The organism is Streptomyces sp. BK208 (assembly GCF_004364245.1).
Taxonomy (GTDB): Bacteria; Actinomycetota; Actinomycetes; order Streptomycetales; family Streptomycetaceae; genus Streptomyces.
The window spans coordinates 828,501-849,390 of sequence record NZ_SOAV01000001.1; the positions used below are offsets into that span (position 1 = coordinate 828,501).

Sequence of the window (20,890 nt, forward strand, 5' to 3'; positions counted from 1 at the left end):
GCACCGCCGCCCCCGGGGAGGGCTGTTTGTTACGCCATGCTGCCGTCCGGATCGTTCCGCTCCCGTCAGCGGGCGCCTGATGGCCAGAGACGGAGCACAGCCCGCCTACGACCCCGCCGGCCACGACACCGCGCTGCGTTCCGCCCTCCAGGAGGTGCGGGCCGGACGCTGGATGTCGATGCGCACCCTGCTGGAACAGACCGGCACCTGGTCGCAGTGGACGCGACGCACCCAGGTGCTGGCCGCCTCGGCGGCCGGTACGGACGTGGTGCGGACCTGGCTCGAGGAGGAGCCGCACAGTGTGGCGGCCGCGGTGATGCACGCGCGGGTCGTCGTGGAGCGAGCGCTGCGCGCGCACCGCGAGGACCACCCCCGCACCCGCGAACTGTGGCTGCAGGCCTGGCACGCCTGCGACGCGGCGGCCCGGGCCGTGCCCCAGGACCCGGTGCCGTGGGTGTGCCTGCTGGCGCTGGCCCGGCTGGACGAGGGGCAGCGCTGGGAGGAGCACCGGATGGCCCCGCCGGAGCCGATGCTGCCGCCGGGGCCCTGGGGGCTGCTCGCCGAGGCCGCCAAGCGGGACCCGTACAACCGCGAGGCGCACCACCGCATGCTGCAGTTCCTGTATCCGCGCGGCGGTTCCGAACGGCTCGCCCAGGCGGCGGGGTTCGCGCACTGGGCGGCGGGTTCGGCGCCGCCGGGCTCGGCGCTGCACGTGCTGCCGCTGTACGTGCGGGTCGAGCGCTACCGCCGCTCGGCCGCGCGGGAGGCGGCGCTGGATCTGCACTGGGTGGCGGAGGACGCCACCCGTGAGGCACGGCAGGCGTTCGACTCCTGGTTCACCTTGTCCCAGCGGGACGAGCGCTCCCTGCCTGACCTGAACCACCTGGCCCACGCGCTGTGGGGCGCCCTCAAGTTCCGCGAGGCGAACCAGGTGTTCGACGCGCTCGGCCCCTACTGGACGCCGATGCCCTGGGCCTGCCGCACCCCGGGCGACGGCTCGGCCCGGCGGGCGGTGGAGGTCTTCCTCCAGGCCCGCACGCGCAGCCGCTCGGCCGCCCGCGGCCGGGGCGGTGACCGACGCCGCTCTTGACCCCCACCCCTTCCGTCCCTTCCACCCTTCCCCCCTTCCGTCCCCGGAGGTCTCCCTTGTCCCGCCCGTCTGAACCGACCGTCCACGACGAGGAACAGCGCCTGCGCGAACTCGGCTACCGGCCGGTGCTGGCCCGCCGCATGGGCGGCTTCGGCAACTTCGCGATCAGTTTCTCGGTGATCTCGATCCTGTCCGGCTGCATGACCCTGTACGGCTTCGGCCTGGGCACCGGCGGCCCCGCCGTGATGCTGTGGGGCTGGGCGGGAGTCGGCCTGTTCGTGCTGTGCGTCGGGATGGCACTGGCCGAGGTCACCAGCGCGTATCCGACCTCCGGCGCGCTGTACTACATGGCCGACCGGCTCGGGGGCCGGCGCTGGGGCTGGTACACCGGCTGGCTGAACCTGCTGGGGCTGCTCGGCGCGATCGCCGGGATCGACTACGGGGCGGCGCTGTTCACCGGCGCGTTCCTGAACCTGCAGTGGGGCTTCGAGCCGACGCCGGAGAAGACGATGCTGATCTTCGTCGTGATCCTGTTGCTGCACGCCACCCTCAACCTCTTCGGCGTGCGGCTGGTCAGCGTGCTCAACTCGGTGAGCGTGTGGTGGCACCTGGCCGGTGTGGCGCTGATCGTCGGCGCACTGGTGATCGTCCCCGACCACCACCAGTCGCCGTCCTTCGTCTTCACCGAGTTCGTCAACGACACCGGCTGGGAGAACCCGCTGTACGTGGCCGCGATCGGGCTGCTGCTCGCCCAGTACACCTTCTCCGGCTACGACGCCTCCGCCCACCTCTCCGAGGAGACCTCGAACGCCTCGGTGTCGGCGGCGCGCGGCATCGTGCGGGCCATCTGGGTGTCGTGGCTGGCGGGTTTCGTGCTGCTGGCCGGGCTGACCTTCGCCATCCAGGACTACGACGCCACGCGCGACACCGCGACCGGTGTGCCGCCCGCGCAGATCCTCCTCGACGGGCTGGGCACGGACGGCGCGAGCGCGCTGCTGCTCGTGGTGATCGTGGCGCAGCTGTTCTGCGGCAACGCGGAGGTGGCCGCCGCCAGCCGGATGGTGTTCGCGTTCAGCCGGGACGGCGCCCTGCCGGGCTCGTCGCTGTGGCGCAAGGTGTCCGCCCGCACCCAGACGCCGGTGGCCGCCGTGTGGCTGTCGGTGGCGGTGGCCTGTCTGCTCGCCTTGCCGTCCCTGTACTCGGCTACCGCGTACGGCGCGGTGACCGCCATCAACGTCATCGGCATCACCCCGGCGTACGCGATCCCGGTGCTGCTGCGGCTGCGGGCCGGCGACCGGTTCACGCCGGGCCCGTGGAGCCTGGGGCGGTGGAGCAGGCCGGTCGGGTGGGTCGCGGTGGTGTGGGTGGCGTTGGTCACCGTGCTGTTCTGCCTGCCCCAGTCGTCCCCGGTGACGGCCGACACGATGAACTACGCCGTCGTGGCGCTGGCCGTCGTACTGGTATTGGCCACGGTGTGGTGGTTCGTCGCCCGCCGTTCCTACGGCACGCCGACGACCGCGGCCTACGGCGACGACCGTGAGCAGGCGGAACTGGCCGAGGGCATCGTCTGAAGCACCCGCTCCGGCGCCTCGGCGCGGTGCGGAACACCGCTCGGGATGCGGCAGGATGACCTCGCACCGGTCGAACTGCCTTGCGGTTCGGCCGGGTCGCACATCCCCGACATCCCGTTATCGAGCAGGTGACGACGTGACGAGCAAGCACACGCGGCCGTCGGCGAAGGACTTCGCCGCGGTCGCGCCCCCTGGAGGCGGCCGGTGACCGAGGACCTGACCATGGACCGCCTGCTGCCCGCCGGCATCGCGCTGGTGGCGGGTCTGCTGGGCGCGTTCCTGCTGCGGCTGCTGCTGCGCTGGCTGGCGGGTCACGCCGGGCGCACCCGCTGGGGCGGCGACGACGTGATCGTGGCCGCGCTGCGCACGGTGGCGCCGTGGGCGGCGATCGCCGCCGGGGCGGCCGGCGCGGCGGCGGCGCTGCCGCTGAAGCGGGCGGTGCAGCACAGCGTCAACCAGGTGCTGACGGTGCTGCTGATCTTCGTGGTGACGCTGACCGCGGCCCGGGTGGTCGCGGGTCTGGTGCGGACGGTGACCAGCTCGCGCTCCGGGGTCGCCGGATCGGCCACCATCTTCGTCAACATCACCCGGATCCTGGTGCTGGCGATCGGCTTCCTGGTGATGCTGCAGACGCTGGGCGTCTCCATCGCGCCGATGCTCACCGCCCTGGGCGTCGGCGGTCTGGCCGTCGCGCTGGCCCTCCAGGACACGCTGGCCAACCTCTTCGCGGGCATCCACATCCTCGCCTCGAAGACCGTGCAGCCGGGTGACTACATCCAGCTCAGCAGCGGCGAGGAGGGGTACGTCGAGGACATCAACTGGCGGCAGACCACCGTCCGGGAGCTGTCCAACAACCTGGTCGTCATCCCGAACGGGCAGCTCGCGAAGTCCAACATGACCAACTTCATGCGGCCCGAGCAGCGGCTCACGATCCTGGTCCAGGTCGGGGTGTCCTACGACAGTGACCTGGACCACGTGGAGCGGGTGACGACCGAGGTGATCTCCGAGGTGATGACGGAGGTCGGCGGCGCCGTGCCCGACCACGAGCCGGCGATCCGGTTCCACACCTTCGGCGACTCGCGGATCGGCTTCACGGTGATCCTCGGCGTGGGCGAGTTCAGCGACCAGTACCGGATCAAGCACGAGTTCATCAAGCGCCTGCACAAGCGCTACCGCGCCGAGGGCATCCGGATCCCGGCGCCGGCCCGGACGGTCGCGCTCCAGCAGGGGGCCGTGGTGCTCCCGCAGCAGCGGGCGGGCGAGGACGCCCTTCCGCTCGTCTGACCGCAGGGTGGCCGGAATCTCCCGGCCACCCCTGTCGAGCCGAGGTCGATCAGGAGATATCTTGATGTCGAGCAATGTTGCAGACGTGGAGCGGAGCACCCGGTGACTGACTCGACCATCATCTATACACACACTGACGAGGCCCCGGCCCTGGCGACGTATTCGTTCCTGCCGGTGGTCCAGGCGTACGCCTCGCAGGCGGGTGTCGCGGTCGAGACCCGCGACATCTCGCTGGCCGGCCGCATCATCGCCCTGTTCCCGGAGTACCTCACCGAGGACCAGCGCATCCCGGACGCCCTCTCGGAGCTGGGCGAGCTGGCCAAGACGCCCGCCGCCAACATCATCAAGCTGCCGAACATCTCGGCGTCCATCCCGCAGCTCAAGGCCGCCGTCGCGGAGCTGCAGGACCAGGGCTACGCGCTGCCGGCCTACCCGGACGACCCGAAGACCGACGAGGAGCGCGACGTCCGCGCCCGCTACGACAAGGTCAAGGGCTCCGCGGTCAACCCGGTCCTGCGCGAGGGCAACTCCGACCGTCGTGCCCCGGCGTCGGTGAAGAACTACGCCAAGACCCACCCGCACCGCATGGGCGCCTGGACCGGCGACTCCAAGACCAACGTCGCGACCATGGGTGAGAACGACTTCCGTTCCACCGAGAAGTCCGTGGTGATCGCCGAGGACGGCACCCTGCGGATCGAGCTGGTCGGCGACGACGGCACCACGACCGTGCTGCGCGAGTCCGTACCGGTGAAGAAGGACGAGGTCGTCGACGCCTCCGTGCTGCGCGTCGCCGCGCTGCGCGAGTTCCTCACCGCGCAGGTCGCGCGTGCCAAGGCCGAGGGCATCCTCTACTCGGTGCACCTGAAGGCCACGATGATGAAGGTCTCCGACCCGATCATCTTCGGCCACGTGGTCCGCGCCTTCTTCCCGAAGACCTTCGCCCGGTACGGCGACGTGCTCGCCAAGGCCGGCCTCACGCCGAACGACGGTCTGGGCGGCATCTACAAGGGCCTGGAGTCCCTGCCCGAGGGCGCCGAGATCAAGGCGTCCTTCGACGCCGAGCTGGCCGAGGGCCCGGAGCTGGCCATGGTCGACTCCGACAAGGGCATCACCAACCTGCACGTGCCGTCCGACGTCATCATCGACGCCTCCATGCCGGCCATGATCCGCACCTCCGGTCACATGTGGGGCGCGGACGGCCAGGAGCACGACGCTCTCGCCGTGATCCCGGACTCCTCGTACGCCGGCGTGTACCAGGCCGTCATCGAGGACTGCCGCGCCAACGGCGCCTACGACCCCTCCACCATGGGTTCGGTCCCGAACGTCGGCCTGATGGCGCAGAAGGCCGAGGAGTACGGCAGCCACGACAAGACCTTCGAGATCCCCACCACGGGCACGGTCCGCCTGGTCGATGCCGCGGGCAACGCCGTGCTGGAGCAGACGGTCTCCGCCGGTGACATCTTCCGCGCCTGCCAGACCAAGGACGCCCCGATCCGCGACTGGGTGAAGCTCGCCGTCACCCGCGCCCGCGCCACCGGCGACCCGGCCGTGTTCTGGCTGGACGAGGGCCGCGCCCACGACGCCAACCTGATCGCCAAGGTGAAGGCGTACCTGCCGGAGCACGACACCGAGGGCCTGGACATCAAGATCCTCTCCCCGGTCGAGGCCACCAAGCTGTCGGTGGAGCGCATCCGCCGCGGCGAGAACACCATCTCGGTGACCGGCAACGTGCTGCGCGACTACCTGACCGACCTCTTCCCCATCCTGGAGCTGGGCACCAGCGCCAAGATGCTGTCGGTCGTCCCGCTGATGGCGGGCGGCGGCCTCTTCGAGACCGGCGCCGGCGGCTCCGCGCCCAAGCACGTCCAGCAGCTGGTCAAGGAGGACTACCTGCGCTGGGACTCCCTCGGTGAGTTCTTCGCCCTGGTGCCGTCCCTCGAGCAGTACGCCGAGGCCACCGGCAACACCCGTGCCAAGGTCCTCGCCGACACGCTCGACCGCGCCACGGCGACCTTCCTCAACGAGGACAAGTCCCCGACCCGTCGCGTCGGCGGCATCGACAACCGCGGCAGCCACTTCTACCTGTCCCTGTACTGGGCGCAGGAGCTGGCCGGGCAGACCGACGACGCGGACCTGGCCAAGGCCTTCGCCCCGCTCGCCGAGACGCTCACCGCCAGCGAGCAGAAGATCGTCGAGGAGCTGAACGCCGTCCAGGGCAAGCCGGCCGAGATCGGCGGCTACTACCAGCCCGACCCGGCCAAGGCCGCCAAGGTCATGCGCCCGTCGGCCACCTGGAACGAGGCGCTGGCGTCCTTCGCCTGATCCTCGGGAGCCCCGCGCGTCCCACGGGCACCCCGTCTCCGCTCGCCGGAGGCGGGGTGCCCGTCTGTCATCGCCCCTCAGAGCTCCGGAGCACTCCTCATGCCCGACGCCCCCGCCTCCTTCGCCCTCGTCCCGGGGGCCGCCGCCTCCCCCGTGATCCTGCACGTGCCGCACTCCTCCCGCGAGATCCCCGCCGACGTCCGTACCGGCATCGTGCTCACGGACGCGGAGCTGGAGCGGGAGCTGGACCACATGACCGACTCGCACACGGCCGAGATCGCCGAGCGGGCCGCGGCACTGGCCGCCCGCACGCCTTGGCGGTTCGTGAACCGTGCTTCGCGGCTGGTGACCGACCCGGAGCGGTTCCCGGACGAGCGGGAGGAGATGACGGCCGTCGGGATGGGCGCCGTGTACACGCGCACCTCGCACCGTGCGGCGCTGCGCCCGCGGGGCACGGACCCCGAGCCGCTGATCGAGCGCTACTTCCGGCCCTACGCGCGGGCGATGACCGAGGCGGTCGCCGACCGGCTCGCGGTCACCGGCCGGGCCGTGATCGTCGACGTGCACTCCTACCCGACCGAGCCGCTCCCCTACGAGCTGCACGGCGCGGGGCCGCGTCCGCCCGTCTGCCTGGGCACCGACGGCTTCCACACGCCGCCGGAGCTGCTCGCCGCGGCCCGCAGGGCGTTCGCCCCGTGCGGGGAGACCGCTCCGGACAGCCCGTTCACCGGGGCGTACGTGCCGCTGGACTTCTACGGCAGGCGCAGAGAGGTCACGGCGCTGATGGTGGAGATCCGCCGGGACACCTACATGACGGAGCCGGGCGGCCCGGCGGGACCCGGTCTGTCCCGGCTCGCCGCGTCGCTGGCGGCGCTCGTCGACGCCGTGTCGGGCTGAGGGTCCCGGACCACGGCGCGGACGTGGCACGGAACGACGACGTGCAGGCGGGCGCCGGCGGTCTCCGGGCCCGGCGCCGTCCCGCACGGGCCGACGCGCCGGAGCGCCGAAGCGCCGGATCACCGACCCGCAGCGCCCGCGTGCGGCCTGCCCGCGCGCCCGCTGCGGCCCGCGAGCCCGACGGCCTCCGCCTCCGAACGGGTGCCGGCGGCGGATCACGTTCCGGGCCCGCGTACGCCCTGTGCCGGCCCGCCGCACCCATGGGGCCGCGCGCTCAGGCCCGCAGCCACTCCGTCACGACCACCTCCCGGCCGGTGCGCAGCCGCAGCGCGAACGGTCCGGCGGGCGGGGCCGCGCCGGTGAACCGGCCCATGTCGTCCGCCGTCAGCCGGGCATGGGCCCGCGGGCCGCTCAGCACCTCGATCCCGGCCGGGCCCGGCGGCAGCAGCTGGCCGATCAGGCCGTCCGCGGTCACCTCGACGTCGACGGTGACCCCGTCCGCGCGGAAGGTGAGCATCCGCGGCGGGTCCGCCTCCCCCCTGACGGGGATGCCGTCCACCAGCGAGTCGAAGACCAGCTCGGCGACGCGGGCGTCCAGGTCGTGCAGGGCGAAGGCGTCGACCGCGATCCGCCGCAGCTCGGCCGGGACCGGGTCGAGGATCGCGGCGGCCTGCCGCAGCTCCTCCTCCAGCAGACCGTCGTGCAGCTCGGCGTCCGCGTCCCCGTCGGACTCACCGTGCGCGGCGTACTCGCCGTGCCCGTCGAACTCGTCGAACTCGTCGTGAAGGTCGCTCACTTCGTCCCCCGTGCGTCCAGCCGGGCCCGCAGCCGGCGCAGGCAGCGCTGGCGCATCGGCCCGATGCTGCCCACCGCGATCCCCAGCGCGGTGGACACCTCCTGATAACTGGGCGGCGGCGAGGAGATCAGCACCCGCAGCAACTGGCGGCACCGCTCGCCCAGTTCCTCGAACTCCTGCCACAGCAGCCGTACCCGCTCGGTCTGCGCGGCGGCCTCCTCGGAGTCGAGCACCGACTCCTCCGGCGTACGGTCCTCGCTCGGCCGGTCGAGCAGCTGCGGGTCGTCGGTCGGCGTCCACCGCCTGGATGCCTTGAGCAGTTTCAGGCACTCGTGCCGTGCCGTGCTCGCCAGCCAGGAACCGGTCTTCTCGGGTTCCCGGATCCGGCCCAGGTGCTGGGCGAAGCGGAACCAGGCGGTCTGGTACACCTCGTGCGCGTCGGCGTCGGACAGCCCGTGCGACCTGGCCACGGACCACACGAGCGGGCCGAGCCCGTCCACCAGTGACTTCCAGGCCGCCGCGTCCCCGTCGGCCGCCGACTGGACGAGCGCCCCGACCTCTGCACGGTCCACGGTCCCACCCCTCGTGTACGACGTGCCATCGTACGCCGTGGAGCGGATGGTTCCGACCGGCATCAGCCCGTTCACGACCCGCCGGCCGACGGGTCGACGGAGACCGGGTGCCAGGTGGGCGGCAGCAGCGCGGGCACGTGCGCCCCGCGCACCTCCGCGTACTCGGTGCCGGCCGCGAGCAACTGCCCGCCGGCCGCGCGCGGGTCGGTCTCCTCGTGCGCCGTCATGCGGGCGGCGACCAGGCCCGCGACCACGGGGGCGGCGAAGGAGGTTCCGCTCCACTGCGCGTGTCCCTCGAACATCACCTGGTCCGGCTTGGCGGGCGCCTCGCCCGGCTCGCTCAGCACCCCGTTGTGCCGGGGGTACTGGCAGGTGCAGGGGTAGGTGAAGCCGTAGCGGCAGGAGTCGTAGGTGGAGTGCTGGTAGACGTACGGCACCGGGGTGTCGAAGCCGGTGAGGGCGCTGGTGAGGCGCTCGCCGGGGGCGTAGGCCCGCACCCAGGCGCCGTGGTTGCTGAAGCAGGCGCCGAACTCGCCGTCGGAGCGCAGCGCGCCGATCGACAGCACCGAGTCCTCCCAGCCGGGGAGGGTGGCGTAGGCGGCCGGCCAGAAGGGGGTGGCGCTGGCGTTGTTGCCGGCGGCGGCGACCAGCAGGGTGCGCTGGTCGCGGAGTTCCTCCATGAAGGCGTGGACGCCGAGCAGGCCGTCGGTGCGTCCGTTGGAGGTGCCGGCGGACAGGCTGAGGATGTCGGGCCAGCCGCCGCGGTCGACGGCCTCGAAGAGCTTCTCGCCCAGCTCGGACTCCAGGATCGCGCCCGCGTCGTTGAGGGTGTTGCGGACGGTCACGTCGGTGTTGGGCGCCACCGCGGCGACGAGCCCGGCGATGAAGGTGCCGTGGCCGACGTACTGGCACAGGACGCCGTCGTCGCCGCACTCCCTGATCTGGGCGTCGCCCTCGGTGTGGGCCAGCAGCGGGTAGGACCGGTAGTCGTTCATGAGGCCGGTGTCGACGACGAGGACGCCGACGGCGGTCGCGGCGTCGTACGGCGTGCCGTCGGCGGCCGGGTTGGGCGGCTCGCTCAACGGGACGGGTACGGGCTCGTCGCCGGGGCAGGCGTTGACGGCGATGGAGACGACGTGGTTGCGGCTGATCAGCCGGCGGCCCGCGCGGCCCTCCACGGTCCGCAGGGAGCGCAGGGCGTGGGCGACCGTGGGGTCACCGCCGCCGTCGCCCTCGCCGGGGTCGGCGACCCGGATGCGGGTGATGCCGGTGCGGTTGGTCTCTGGGCTCGCCCGGCGCACGTGGTCCGGTGTCAGTCCGGCCATGGCGGTGAAGTGGTCGCGCACGGTGTCCTCGACGAGGCGGGCCTCCTCGCCGTCGCGGGCGAGGACGACGCCCTTCTCGTAGAAGAACTCGGCGGAGTCGTCCGGGCCCATGGCCAGCGGTACGTCCGGCATCGAGCGCTGGATCTGGTCGAACTGCTCGCGGAATCGCTGTGGTGCCATGGCTTCTCCCCCACTGAGCGGTGCCGGTCGTGGCCGCGGTCGTGACCACGGCGGTGGCGGCGGTCGTCAACCAGAGTCCCGAGGCCACCGATTGATACAGACTCGAACCTGTGGGGCGTGGTTGCGGAGCACTACCATCCGTGGGGTGACGGCGCGAAACGACTCGGTTCTCGAACTGCTGCCGATGGTGTTCGCCGCCCCGGGCGAAGCGCTGACGCGGGCGGAGGAGGTGCTCGGCGCCGACCCCTCGCCGTTGCACGCCTCGGTCGCCCATCAGGTGATCGGCATCTGGCAGCGGGACTTCGGCGACACCCGGCGGGCCCTGGCCCATCTGCGGCGCGCCCGCGATCTCGCCGCCCGCGCCGACTCGGCCGAGCGGGAGGCGGACGTCCTGGCCACGCTGGGGGTCGCGCTGGTGCACGCCGGGCGCACGCGGGAGGGGCTGGCCGCGTTCGAGCGGGGCGTGGCGCGCGGGAGCGGGCACACCCGCGCGCGCGTGCTGTTCCGGCGGGCGTACGTGTGGTGGGTGCTCGGCCGGCACGGCGAGGCGCTGGAGGACGTGCGGCGGGCGATCCCGGTGCTGCGGCAGGCGGACGACGTGATCTGGACGGCGCGGGCGCTGACGCTACGGGCGACCGTGCACCTGGCACAGGGCTCGGTGGAACGGGCCGACGCGGACTTCACGGCGGCCGAGGCGCTGTGGGACACCACGGGCCAGGAGCACGACAAGGCCGACGCGGTGGAGAGCCGGGGGCTCGCGGCGTTCCGCGCGGGCGACGTGCCGGCGGCGCTGCGGCTCCTCGACGAGGCCGAGGAGCGGTACGCGAAGCTGGGCACGCCGACGTTCATGCTCACCATCCGGCGCTGCGAGGTGCTGATGGCGGCGGGTCTGGCCACGGAGGCGCTGGCGGAGGCGGACGCGGCGCTCGCCACGCTGGACGGGATCGGCGGGCAGTCCACCCGCAGGGCGGAGCTGCTGCTGGTGGCCGCGCGGGCGGCCCGGCTCGCGGGAGAGCCGCAGACCTCGCTCGCGCGCGCGGCCGTCGCGGTGCGGCTGTTCGCCGGGCAGCGGCGCACCTGGTACGAGACGCACGCCCGGCTGGTGCTGATCGAGGCGCGGGTCGCCACAGGAGGCGGTTCCGGCCGGCTGGTCGCGGACGCGGCGGCGGTGGCGGAGCGGCTGGCGGCGTTCGGCGCGCCGGCCGCGCCGGAGGCCTCGCTGCTCGCGGGCCGGATCGCGCTTGGCCTCGGCTGGACGGCGGACGCGGAGCGGCATCTGGCGGTGGCCGCGCGCAGCCGGCACAGCGGACCGCCGTTGGCGCGGATGACGGGCTGGGCGGCGCAGGCGCTGCGGGCGCGTGCGGCGGGGTCGGCGCGGGGTGTGCTGGAGGCCGGCCGTCGCGGTCTCGACGTCCTCGACGACCACCGGATGACGCTCGGCGCCTCGGAGCTGCGGGCCCGGGCCACCGCGCAGGGAGCGGAGCTGGCGGCGCTGGCGCAGCGGGCGTCGCTGGTCTCGGGCGGACCTCGGCGGCTGTTGGACTGGAGCGAGCGCTGGCGGGCGACGGTGCTGTCGGCGCCGCCGACCCGGCCGCCGGCCGATCCGGTGCTGCTGACCGCCATGACGGCGTTCCGGGAGCTCGCCTCCCGTGCGGAGGAGGCCCGCACGGACGGTGGCCGGCCCGCTTTGGCCCTGGAGCGCGAACAGCGGCGCCTGGAGCGGGAGATCCGCTCCCGGACCCTGCACATGCGGGGCGAGGCGCCCGGCGGCGGCGACCGGTTCGACGTGGGGCGGCTGCTGCGGCGGCTGGGCGACGACGTACGGCTGGTGGAGCTGGCGGTGCTCGACGGACGCGTGCACGTGCTGCTGTGCGGGCAGGGCCGGGTGCGGCGGTTCGAGGCCGGGCTGCTGGCCGAGGCGGAGGTGGAGGCCGAGCACGTGCAGGCGGGGCTGCGGCGGCTGGCCCACCCGGGCGCCGAGGCGCGGCTGCCGCTGATGGAGGCGGCCGGCGCACGGCTGGAGCGCCTGCTTCTCGGACCGGCCGCGGCGCACCTGGGCCCGGGTCCGGTCGTCGTGGTCCCGCCGGGCCGGCTGCACCGGGTGCCGTGGGCCCTGCTGCCCGCGCTGCGCGAACGGGTCCTGAGCGTGTCACCGTCGGCGAACAGCTGGCTGCGCGCCCGGGACACCGCTCCCCCGCCCGGCGGCCGCCTGGTCCTGGTGCGCGGTCCGGGTCTGGCCAGCGGCGGCGCCGAGGTGCCGGAACTGGCCGACCGGTACGCCGGGCCGCGGACGGCGGCGGGCGACGGGGCGGGAACGCCGTCGCCCGGGGGTGCGACGGGGACGGGCGAACCGTCGGGCGCACCGCGTGTCTCCCCGCCCGTGGACGGCGCGGAGTCCGCTCGCCGGGGACCGGACGGCACGGGCCGGGGACCGGACGGCACGGGCCGGGGACCGGACGGCACGGGCCGGGGACCGGACGGCACGGGCCGGGGGCCTGACGGCACGGGCCGGGAGTGGCCGGGGGACGAGCGGCGCGGGCTTGCGGACGGGCCGGGGGCGGGCGCCGCTCCCCGGGGCGGGACGGTCGTGCTGGAAGGCGACGCGGCGCGGGTGCCGCGGGTCCTGCGGGAACTGGACGGCGCCGCGCTGGCGCACATCGCGGCGCACGGCACCTTCCGGGCGGACAGCCCCTTGTTCTCGTCGCTGCGGATGGCGGACGGGCCGCTCATCGTGCACGACTTCGAGCGGCTCGACCGCAGCCCGTACCGGATCATCCTGCCGTGCTGCGACACCGCGCGGTTCGCGTCGGTCGGCGCCGACGAGCTGCTCGGCCTCGTCACCGCGCTGCTGCCGCTGGGCACGGCCGGCGTGGTGGCGTGCACCGCGCCGGTGAACGACGCCGCCGCGGTGCCGTTGATGCTCGCGCTGCACAAGGGGCTGGAGGCGGGCCTGTCCCTGGCGGAGGCGCTGCGTGACGCACGGGCCTCGCTGCCGGACGACGCCGTGCACCAGGCGACGGGGTGGGCCTTCTCGGCGTTCGGGGCGGCCTGAGGCCCTCCCGGCCGGTGCCCCAGGCCCCTGACAGGTCGGGCCCCGGTCCCGGCCGCCCCGGTCAGGCGGGCTGGGGCTCGGGCAGTTCCACGAGGCAGGGCAGGGCGCCGCGGTCGCCCGCGCCGAGGCGGGTGTAGGCACCGTAGAGGTGGTTGCCGACGGTGCGGACGGAGAGGGTGAGCCGCTCGGCGATCTGCCGGTTGCTCAGGCCCGCGGCGGCGAGGGTGACGATCTGCCGCTGCCGGGCGGTGAGTTCACCGAGCACCAGACCCGACAGCGCGGGGGTGCGGGCTCCTTGGCAGCGCCGGGTGAGGGCGACGGCACGGGTACGGGCGGTGCGGGTGGCGGTCGGGTCGCGGTGGGCGCGTGCGGCCTGGGCGTTCGCCTCGGCGGCGAACAGCAGGAAGCCGCGCCGTTCCAGCTCCTCGGCGACCCGGTCGAGCGCCGGTCCGTCCTCCCGCGCCAGGGCGTGGGCGTGCGCGGCGAAGACACCGGTCAGCCGGCCACCCGCCCGCTGGGGCGCACCGAGCCGGACGGCGTCGTACGGGTCGCCCGCGGCTGCCGTCCCGACCGCCTCTTCGAGGTCGCCGCGTGCGGCGGCGGCCCAGGTGGCGCAGGCCGCGGCCGTGCCGCCGCTCCCGCCGGGTCCATCGCCCGACTGGGCGAGGGCCAGCGCGAGTTCGTCGAGGCAGGCCGGGTCGTCGTGACGGGTCCGCAGGCCCTCGCGGGCCCAGGCCGCGGCGTCGGACAGCCGGCCCCGCAGCCGTGCGAACCGGGCCCGCAGCGCCGCGTAGTCGGGCGGCAGTGCGGTCCCTTCGGCGGCCAGCCAGTCACCGACGGGGGTTTCGCTCTCCCGTACGTCGGCCTGCTCGATGCGCCGGGCGAGGGCGGCCCGCTCCGCCTCCAGGGCGGGGCCGGTGCGGTCGGGGGTGCGGGCCAGGCGCCGGGTCCGCAGCCGGCCGGCGGCGGCGCGCAGGACCGGGCCGTGCAGGGGGTGCGCGAGACGGGCGCCGCCGTCGTCATCGACGACCACCAGGCCCTCGGACTCCAACCGCTCCAGGGCCCGCAGGCCGAAGGCGTCGGCGCCCCCGTCCAGGAGCAGGGTCAGGGGCTCGGCGAAGGCGAGCCGGTCGAGCGTCTCCCGCTCGTCGGCGCGGGCGCGGTCCAGGACGCGGGCGGCGGGCTCGCGCACCGCGGGGGTGAGGGGCACCGGTCCCCGCCACGCCCGCTGGTCCGTGCCCGGCACCGGCACGAGCAGGCCCTCCTCCCGCACGGCCGAGAGCAGTTCGCGCAGCAGTCGCAGATCGCCCCGGCTCAGACGGTGCAGCCGGTCGAGGGTCAGGGGTTCCAGGCGGGTGCCGGCGCCGTCCGTGAGGAGTCGCGCGGTGTCCTCGTGGGGCATCGGCCGCAGGGTGAGGCGCGGCAGCAGCTCCCCGGTCCACAGCCGGGACACCGCGCCCGGTACGGGGGCTCCGTCGGTGGCGACGACCAGGAGGCGGGTGCGGCGGTGCACGGCGAGCTGGTGCACGAGGGCGGCGGAGGCGTCGTCGAGCAGGTGTGCGTCGTCGACCAGCAGCAGCCGTACGCCGGACAGGAGGTGTACCGCCCGGTGCAGGGTGACGGCCTCGGGCAGCAGGTGGGCGAAGGCGGCGAAGGGGGTGTCCCGGGTCTCGGGCGTCCCGGCGGCCCGGGCGCAGTCCGTGCCGCGTACGGCCTCCGTGACCAGCCGGGTCTTGCCCGCGCCCGCGGCTCCTGTCACCACCAGCCCGGCGTGCCCGGCCCCCACGGACCGGCGCACCAGCTCCAGTTCGTCCGACCGTCCGGTGAACGGCCAGGGGGTCTCCAGTGTCTTGGCATCCCGTTCAGAACTCGTCACGGGAACATGAGTCGGCCTACTCGGTCCTGATACAGGGTGGGTTGAGTATCCCTCGACTCAGGCGCCGTGGCGGCGCGCAGGGCACGCTGACGGGCATGACCGCACGCTACTGCTCGCTCGCGCGGCAGCCTGGCCCCGTGCTCGCTCCGGGGCTGGCCGCCGAGCGGGTCGCCGCGCTCGTGGGCGGGCAGCGGATGTGGGTCAACGGAACCGTGCTGCACTACTGCTTCCTGGGGGGCGACACCGACGCCTCGGTGGTCCCGATGCCGGGCACCGGACGGCCTCGGCGCGGGTCGTGGGCGGGGACCGAGGAGCAGCGGGACGTGGTGCGCGACTGCTTCCGGGAGTGGCGGGACCTCGGCATCGGGATCGGTCTCACCGAGGTCGGGGACCGGTCGGAGGCGGAGCTGCGGATCGGCTTCCAGCCCGGCGACGGGTCCTGGTCGGCGGTGGGCAAGGACGCGCTCCGGGTCGGTCTGAACGACCGTACGATGAACTTCGGCTGGGACCTGACCGCGCCGGGTGAGCGTGCGACGGCCCTGCACCAGATCGGGCACGCGCTCGGCATGCTGCACGAACACCAGAGCCCGTTCGCGGGCCTCCTCTGGGACGACGAGGCGGTCTACTCGGAGCTGGCCGGCCCGCCCAACCACTGGACCCGGGAGCGCACCTTCCACAACATCCTGCGCAAGCTCGACGGCGACGAGGCCAACGGCCCGGTCTGGGACCCCCAGTCGATCATGGAGTATCCCTTCCCCTCGGGACTGATCCTGGAGCCGGAGCACTACCGCTCCGGCCTGCACCCGCCCGGTACCCTCTCCGCCGCCGACAAGGAGTTCGCCCTGCGCTGGTACCCGCCCACCGTCCGCCCCGGTCCGCTGGTGCCGTTCCGCTCGGTGCCGCTGGGCCTCGGGCCCGACGAGCAGGCCGACTTCCGGGTGGACCCGCCGGAGACCCGCGAGTACACGGTGGGCACCTTCGGCGACAGCGACGCCGTCGTCGTCGTCTTCGAGGAGCGGGACGGCGTGCCCCGCTACTTCGCCGGACAGGACGACGGGGGAACACCCCGCAACGCCACGATCAAGGCCCGTCTCGTCAAGGGCCGCCGCTATGTCGTCAGGGTGCGCCTGTACTCCTCGTGGGGTGCGGGCGAGACGGCGGTCATGTACTGGTGACCGCGCGGCTCACCGACACCCGGTCGCCGCGGCCTCGGTCCGGCGCCGGGGGCCGGCCGCGGAACGTCTCCTTCGGGGGAGGGTGGACGTTCCGCGGCCCGTGCCGTGTCCGCCGCTGGGGGGCGGCGGACACGGCCATTGCTCCGGGGTGATCAGGCGGGGCGGCCCGTGAGGTGACGGCCGAAGGCCGGGAGGGCGGTCAGGCGCCGCACGTGGGACCAGAGGGCGGGGTGGTCGTCCGCGCCGTGCGGGGTGTCCCGGCGGACCAGGGCCGCCCACACCTCGACGTCGGCGGCGGTGAGCCGGTCGCCCAGGACGTAGGGGTGCGCGGACAGGCGGTTCTCCAGCGCGTCCAGCACGCCGGGCAGGGCCTCGGGGTCGGTGCTGCGGGCGCACAGTTCCTCGACCGCCTCGGTCTCCGCCTCGGTGCCGCGGGGGTAGAGCACGGGACCCGTGACGGAGGTGAAGTACCGGGCGAGGTCACGGGTGATGTGACGCGCGTGCGTGCTGACGATCCGGCCCGACCAGCCGTCGCTGAGCACCGGCACGACGGCCGGTCCCCGGTAGTGGTGGGCGCTGGCCTCGTACAGCGGCCGCAGGGCGGCGTACCCGCCGTCGGGACAGTCGGGGCGCGGGTCCAGCAGGGTCACCGGACAGATCTCGTCCAGACCGAGCAGGGCGTGCACGACGGCGATGCCCAGACAGTCGTCGTGGCCGGGCGACAGGTGGAGGCGATAGCGGCGCGGTACGGCGTAGTGGCCGCTGCGCGGATCGCGGCCGATGCGTCCGCGGAAGGCGGGGGCAGGGGCGAGCGGTGTGACGGACATGGTTCTCCCCGGGTGATTCCCTACCTGTTCACTAGGATTACTGGGGAAGTGTCGACCGGCACCCGGAGCGCGTCAAGAGGGTGTCCACCCCCCGAGAGGGGCTCGCGGCGTCACCGGGAGCGGGTGGGGAGGGGCCGGCCGCGACGCCGCTCCGCCCCGCGCATGGGGTAGGCTTGACCAGCGCGATCACGGAGAACACCGATCGCGGCACCGGGACGTGGCGCAGCTTGGTAGCGCACTTGACTGGGGGTCAAGGGGTCGCAGGTTCAAATCCTGTCGTCCCGACGGTGCGTGAAGGGTCCTCGCGGGCGGAAGCTCGCGGGGGCCCTTTTCCCATGGCCCGGTGGCTGATCACATCGCGAGACGGCGTTGCGCCGGGCCCCCCACCAGGCGTTGTCTCGCACGGTGCGTACCGAACGAACCGATCGACCCGAACGAACCGATCGAACCGAACGACCCGAACCCCCGGGTGACGACGTGGCCGGCGACCGCTCCGCGCGGCGCGCCGTGACCGTCTTCCCGGTCCTCGTCCTCCTGGCCGGCGCCGTCGGGCTGCTGCTCCCCGGGAGTTTCACCGGGTGGGGCGAGGCGGTGCCGTACCTGCTGGGCGTCGTGATGTTCTGCATGGGCATCACCATGACCCCGGAGGACTTCCGCGGGGTCGCGAAGCGCCCCTGGGCGGTGGCGCTCGGACTGGTCGCGCACTACGTCATCATGCCGGGGCTCGGCTGGGCGATCGCCCATCTGCTCGACCTGTCCCCGCAGCTCGCCGCCGGCGTCATCCTGGTGGGCTGCGCGCCCAGCGGCACCGCCTCCAACGTCGTGACCTACCTGGCGCGCGGCGACGTGGCCCTGTCGGTCTCCGTCGCCACCGTCTCCACCCTGGTCGCTCCGCTGGTCACCCCGCCGCTGACACTGCTGCTCGCCGGCGAGTACCTCCCGGTGGACGCCGGGTCCATGGTCACGGACATCTTGAAGACGGTGCTGCTGCCCGTCCTCGCGGGCGTCGTCGTGCGACTCCTGGCGGGACGGTACGTGCGGCGCGCGCTGCCGGCACTGCCCTGGCTGTCCGCGCTGACCATCGCCGTGATCGTGGCGGTCGTGGTGGCGGGCAGCGCGGACGCCATCAAGTCGGCCGCCGGGCTGGTCCTCGTCGCGGTCGTGCTCCACAACGGGCTCGGTCTGGCGCTCGGTTACGGTGCGGGGCGCCTCGGCCGGCTGGGTGAGCCGGGCAGCCGGGCCATGGCCTTCGAGGTGGGCATGCAGAACTCCGGCCTAGCCGCCTCGCTGGCCACCGCCCACTTCAGCCCCCTGGCGGCGCTGCCGGCCGCGGTGTTCTCCGTCTGGCACAACGTCTCCGGCGCGGTGGTCGCCGCGTGGTTGTCGCGCCGGGGGCGGTGACCTGACCTGCCGGCCGGGCAGGGGTCGAGTCCCGTTCTGCCTGGAGGCCCCGCGCCGGCCGGACAGAACTGTCAACCATCCTGTCTGCGTTCCATCGGGCCCTGTGCCGCCGCGACGAAGTGTCCGGGCCGGGGGCCGGATGCCCCACACCCTGTCTCCTCCGGCGCACCGCGGGGCACGGCTACCGTCGCGGCATGACCCACAGCCTCGTTGTCCACGTCCCCGACGCCGAGCTCGAACCCGAGCCGCTCTCCGCCGACCAGATCGTGTCCGGCACCCCCGAAGTGACCGGGAAGGTGGTCTGGGAGTCGCCGGACGGCCGCCGGGTGCGGGGCGTCTGGCAGATCACGCCGGGCGTCGTCACCGACACCGAGGCGGACGAGATGTTCGTCGTGCTCAGCGGCTCGGCCACCATCGAGGTGGCGGGCGGCCCCACCCTCACCGTCGGGCCGGGCGACCTGGCCGTCCTGCGCAAGGGCGACCGTACGACGTGGACGGTGCACGAGACGCTGCGCAAGGCCTACGCCATCGACCTCGGCCCGGCCTGAGACCCGGTCCGGACTTTGTCCTGTCAAAAGGTTGACATGATGCCGATGGCCGCCCAGGGTGGCCTGGACAGATCACGCTGGTGAGATCACGGACAGGTCCGAAGAGGGGCGCTCATGGTCCAGGCATTCGGTGTCGCCGTCGTCGGTTTCGGCTGGATGGGCCGGGTGCACACCCAGGCGTACGCCCGGGTCCGGCACCACTACCCGCACCTCGCGCTGCGCCCGGAGCTGGTGACCGTCGCCGAGGAGGTGCCCGGGCGGGCCGAGGAGGCCGCCGCGCAGTTCGGGTTCGCCTCGACGACCCGAGACTGGCGCGAGGTGGCCGCGGACCCGCGGGTCCACGCGGTCAGCATCACGGCGCCGAACTTCCTGCACCGTGAGATCGCCGTGGCGATGGCCGCGGCGGGCAAGCACATCTGGATCGAGAAGCCGGTGGGCCTGACCGCGCGGGACGCCCGCGCGGTGGCGGACGCGGTGGCCGAGGCGGGCGTGCAGGGGGCGGTGGGCTTCAACTACCGCAACGCGCCCGCCGTCGAGGCGGCCCGCCACCTGATCGCCGCCGGGGAGATCGGCGCGGTCACCCATGCCCGCATCCGGCTCTTCAGTGACTACGCCGCCCACCCCGAGGGCGCTCTGACGTGGCGGTTCGAGCGGGAGCGCGGCGGCAGCGGGGTGCTCGGCGACCTGGCCTCGCACGGCGCCGACCTGGCCCGCTTCCTGCTCGGCGAGATCGCGTCCCTGACCGCCGACACGGCCGTCTTCCTGCCCGAGCGGGCGCGCCCCACCGGAGCCACGGCGGGACACGCCCGGGCGGCGGGCGGTGAGCCGGGACCGGTCGAGAACGAGGACTACGTCAGCTGCCTGCTGCGCTTCGCCTCCGGGGCCCGCGGTGTGCTGGAGGCCTGCCGGGTCTCGGTCGGCGAACAGAACAACTACGGTTTCGAGGTGCACGGCACCACGGGCGCGGTGCACTGGGACTTCCGCCGCATGAACGAACTGGGCGTCAGCCGCGGCACGGCGTACCAGGACCAGCCCGTCAGCACGGTCTACGTCGGCCCGGGGCACGGCGAGTTCGCGGCCTTCCAGCCGGGTGCCGCCAACGCCATGGGCTACGACGACCTGAAGGTGGTCGAGGCCCACCGCTTCCTGCGCTCCGTCGCGGAAGGCACGCCGTACGGCGCCACCCTGACGGACGCGGTGCACAGCGCGGCCGTACTCGACGCGATGGCGCGGTCGGCGGAGCGCGGCACCTGGGTCAGTCCCGAGCCGCCCGGCTGACGGCGCCGCGGCGGGCCCGCGTCACCCACCGGCCGAGCAGGCCCTTGACCGGGACCAGCACGAGCCAGCTCCACATGGCCGCGGGACCGACCGCCAGGGCGAGCGGAACGCTCAGCGCGAAGACCACCACCGACGCCGCGATGTCCGCGCCGTAGAGCAGGAACCCTTCCTCGGGTGCGGTGTCGCCGCGCAGCCAGGGCCGGTGGGCCAGCACGACGACCAGGGCGAGGTGGGAGGCGCCCAGGGCGGCGACCGCGGCCGCGTAGACGGCGACGGACACCGGCTCCCGCCCGTACTCGGAGATGAGCTTGGTGGGGAAGGGAACGAGTGCCGCGACGCCGAGGCCGACCAGGGAGAGGGTGATCACTTGGCCGTCGACCCGCTCGACGAAGCCGAAGATCCGGCGGTGGTCGCGCCAGAAGAGTCCGAGCACCAGCAGGCTGAGCGCGTACGCCCCCAAGTTGGGTGCCAGGTCGCGCAGTTCGGCACGGTAGGCGGCGGCGTCCAGGTCACCGGGCACGGAGAAGTCCAGGACGAGCAGGGTGATGGCGATGGCGAAGACGCCGTCGGCCAGTGCCACCACCCGTTCCGGGCTGCCGGCCGGAGTCGATTTCCACATGGTCCCGACGGTAGGAGGGACCGCTCGGACGACCGCGTCACACGCCCGGGGCGGCGGCGCGCGTCACACGGTCGCGG

Annotated in this window: 16 protein-coding genes and 1 tRNA gene; 11 read left to right on the forward strand and 6 right to left on the reverse strand. The window is 74.0% G+C overall.

The genetic code is table 11. The annotated features are described in order from the left end of the window. The first annotated feature begins 79 nt into the window (after window positions 1–79). The 5 genes from EV562_RS03680 to EV562_RS03700 all read left to right on the forward strand — a co-directional run bounded on the left by EV562_RS03680 (window position 80) and on the right by EV562_RS03700 (window position 7,164). On the forward strand, window positions 80–1,090 hold the full coding sequence (locus EV562_RS03680; protein WP_133885162.1) for a hypothetical protein: 1,011 nt from the start codon (window positions 80–82) through the stop codon (window positions 1,088–1,090). 56 nt (window positions 1,091–1,146) lie between these two features. Then, window positions 1,147–2,661: an amino acid permease gene (locus tag EV562_RS03685; RefSeq protein ID WP_133885163.1), complete on the forward strand. Its 1,515-nt coding sequence runs from the start codon at window positions 1,147–1,149 to the stop codon at window positions 2,659–2,661. Window positions 2,662–2,865: 204 nt separating this feature from the next. Continuing rightward, window positions 2,866–3,945: a mechanosensitive ion channel family protein gene (locus EV562_RS03690; protein ID WP_166661543.1), complete on the forward strand. Its 1,080-nt coding sequence runs from the start codon at window positions 2,866–2,868 to the stop codon at window positions 3,943–3,945. Between the two features lie 102 nt (window positions 3,946–4,047). Further along, window positions 4,048–6,267 (forward strand): NADP-dependent isocitrate dehydrogenase, encoded by a 2,220-nt coding sequence (locus tag EV562_RS03695; protein ID WP_133885164.1) that lies wholly within the window; start codon window positions 4,048–4,050, stop codon window positions 6,265–6,267. 99 nt (window positions 6,268–6,366) lie between these two features. Beyond that, entirely contained in the window at window positions 6,367–7,164 is a 798-nt protein-coding gene (locus tag EV562_RS03700; protein WP_133885165.1) for an N-formylglutamate amidohydrolase, read from the forward strand. Between the two features lie 274 nt (window positions 7,165–7,438). Here EV562_RS03700 and EV562_RS03705 read toward each other — a convergent pair whose 3' ends face one another. The 3 genes from EV562_RS03705 to EV562_RS03715 form a co-directional block, all read right to left on the reverse strand. Next, window positions 7,439–7,870 (reverse strand): hypothetical protein, encoded by a 432-nt coding sequence (locus EV562_RS03705; protein WP_133885377.1) that lies wholly within the window; start codon window positions 7,868–7,870, stop codon window positions 7,439–7,441. An 86-nt stretch (window positions 7,871–7,956) separates the two neighbouring features. Next, on the reverse strand, window positions 7,957–8,595 hold the full coding sequence (locus tag EV562_RS03710) for a sigma-70 family RNA polymerase sigma factor (protein ID WP_208298276.1): 639 nt from the start codon (window positions 8,593–8,595) through the stop codon (window positions 7,957–7,959). Between the two features lie 8 nt (window positions 8,596–8,603). Then, window positions 8,604–10,037, reverse strand: coding sequence for a S8/S53 family peptidase (locus EV562_RS03715; protein WP_133885167.1), 1,434 nt, complete (start codon window positions 10,035–10,037; stop codon window positions 8,604–8,606). 145 nt (window positions 10,038–10,182) lie between these two features. Between EV562_RS03715 and EV562_RS03720 the strand changes: the two genes are divergently transcribed. Continuing rightward, window positions 10,183–13,089, forward strand: coding sequence for a CHAT domain-containing protein (locus EV562_RS03720; protein ID WP_133885168.1), 2,907 nt, complete (start codon window positions 10,183–10,185; stop codon window positions 13,087–13,089). Between the two features lie 61 nt (window positions 13,090–13,150). Here the strand turns inward: EV562_RS03720 and EV562_RS03725 are convergent, their stop codons facing one another. Further along, window positions 13,151–14,965 carry a LuxR family transcriptional regulator gene (locus EV562_RS03725; RefSeq protein ID WP_133885169.1) on the reverse strand — a complete coding sequence of 605 codons (1,815 nt, stop codon included), beginning with the start codon at window positions 14,963–14,965 and terminating at the stop codon, window positions 13,151–13,153. A 95-nt stretch (window positions 14,966–15,060) separates the two neighbouring features. Between EV562_RS03725 and EV562_RS03730 the strand changes: the two genes are divergently transcribed. After that, a complete protein-coding gene (locus EV562_RS03730; protein ID WP_133885170.1) occupies window positions 15,061–16,140 on the forward strand; it encodes a hypothetical protein in 1,080 nt (359 codons plus the stop codon). A gap of 152 nt (window positions 16,141–16,292) precedes the next feature. On the opposite strand, the gene EV562_RS03735 is transcribed toward EV562_RS03730, so the two are convergent. After that, window positions 16,293–16,967: a glutathione S-transferase C-terminal domain-containing protein gene (locus EV562_RS03735; RefSeq protein WP_133885171.1), complete on the reverse strand. Its 675-nt coding sequence runs from the start codon at window positions 16,965–16,967 to the stop codon at window positions 16,293–16,295. 211 nt (window positions 16,968–17,178) lie between these two features. Here EV562_RS03735 and EV562_RS03740 point away from each other — a divergent pair. The 4 genes from EV562_RS03740 (at window position 17,179) to EV562_RS03755 (ending at window position 20,194) form a co-directional block, all read left to right on the forward strand. After that, window positions 17,179–17,252, forward strand: a tRNA-Pro gene (locus EV562_RS03740). Between the two features lie 192 nt (window positions 17,253–17,444). Then, complete coding sequence (locus tag EV562_RS03745) at window positions 17,445–18,368, forward strand: bile acid:sodium symporter family protein (RefSeq protein ID WP_133885172.1); 924 nt, start codon at window positions 17,445–17,447, stop codon at window positions 18,366–18,368. A gap of 194 nt (window positions 18,369–18,562) precedes the next feature. After that, on the forward strand, window positions 18,563–18,916 hold the full coding sequence (locus EV562_RS03750) for a cupin domain-containing protein (RefSeq protein WP_133885173.1): 354 nt from the start codon (window positions 18,563–18,565) through the stop codon (window positions 18,914–18,916). A gap of 114 nt (window positions 18,917–19,030) precedes the next feature. Next, complete coding sequence (locus EV562_RS03755; RefSeq protein WP_133885174.1) at window positions 19,031–20,194, forward strand: Gfo/Idh/MocA family oxidoreductase; 1,164 nt, start codon at window positions 19,031–19,033, stop codon at window positions 20,192–20,194. Here the strand turns inward: EV562_RS03755 and EV562_RS03760 are convergent. Continuing rightward, a complete protein-coding gene (locus EV562_RS03760) occupies window positions 20,172–20,813 on the reverse strand; it encodes a TMEM175 family protein (protein ID WP_208298278.1) in 642 nt (213 codons plus the stop codon). The two genes, EV562_RS03755 and EV562_RS03760, sit on opposite strands and share 23 nt — an antisense overlap. Window positions 20,814–20,890 lie beyond the last annotated feature (77 nt).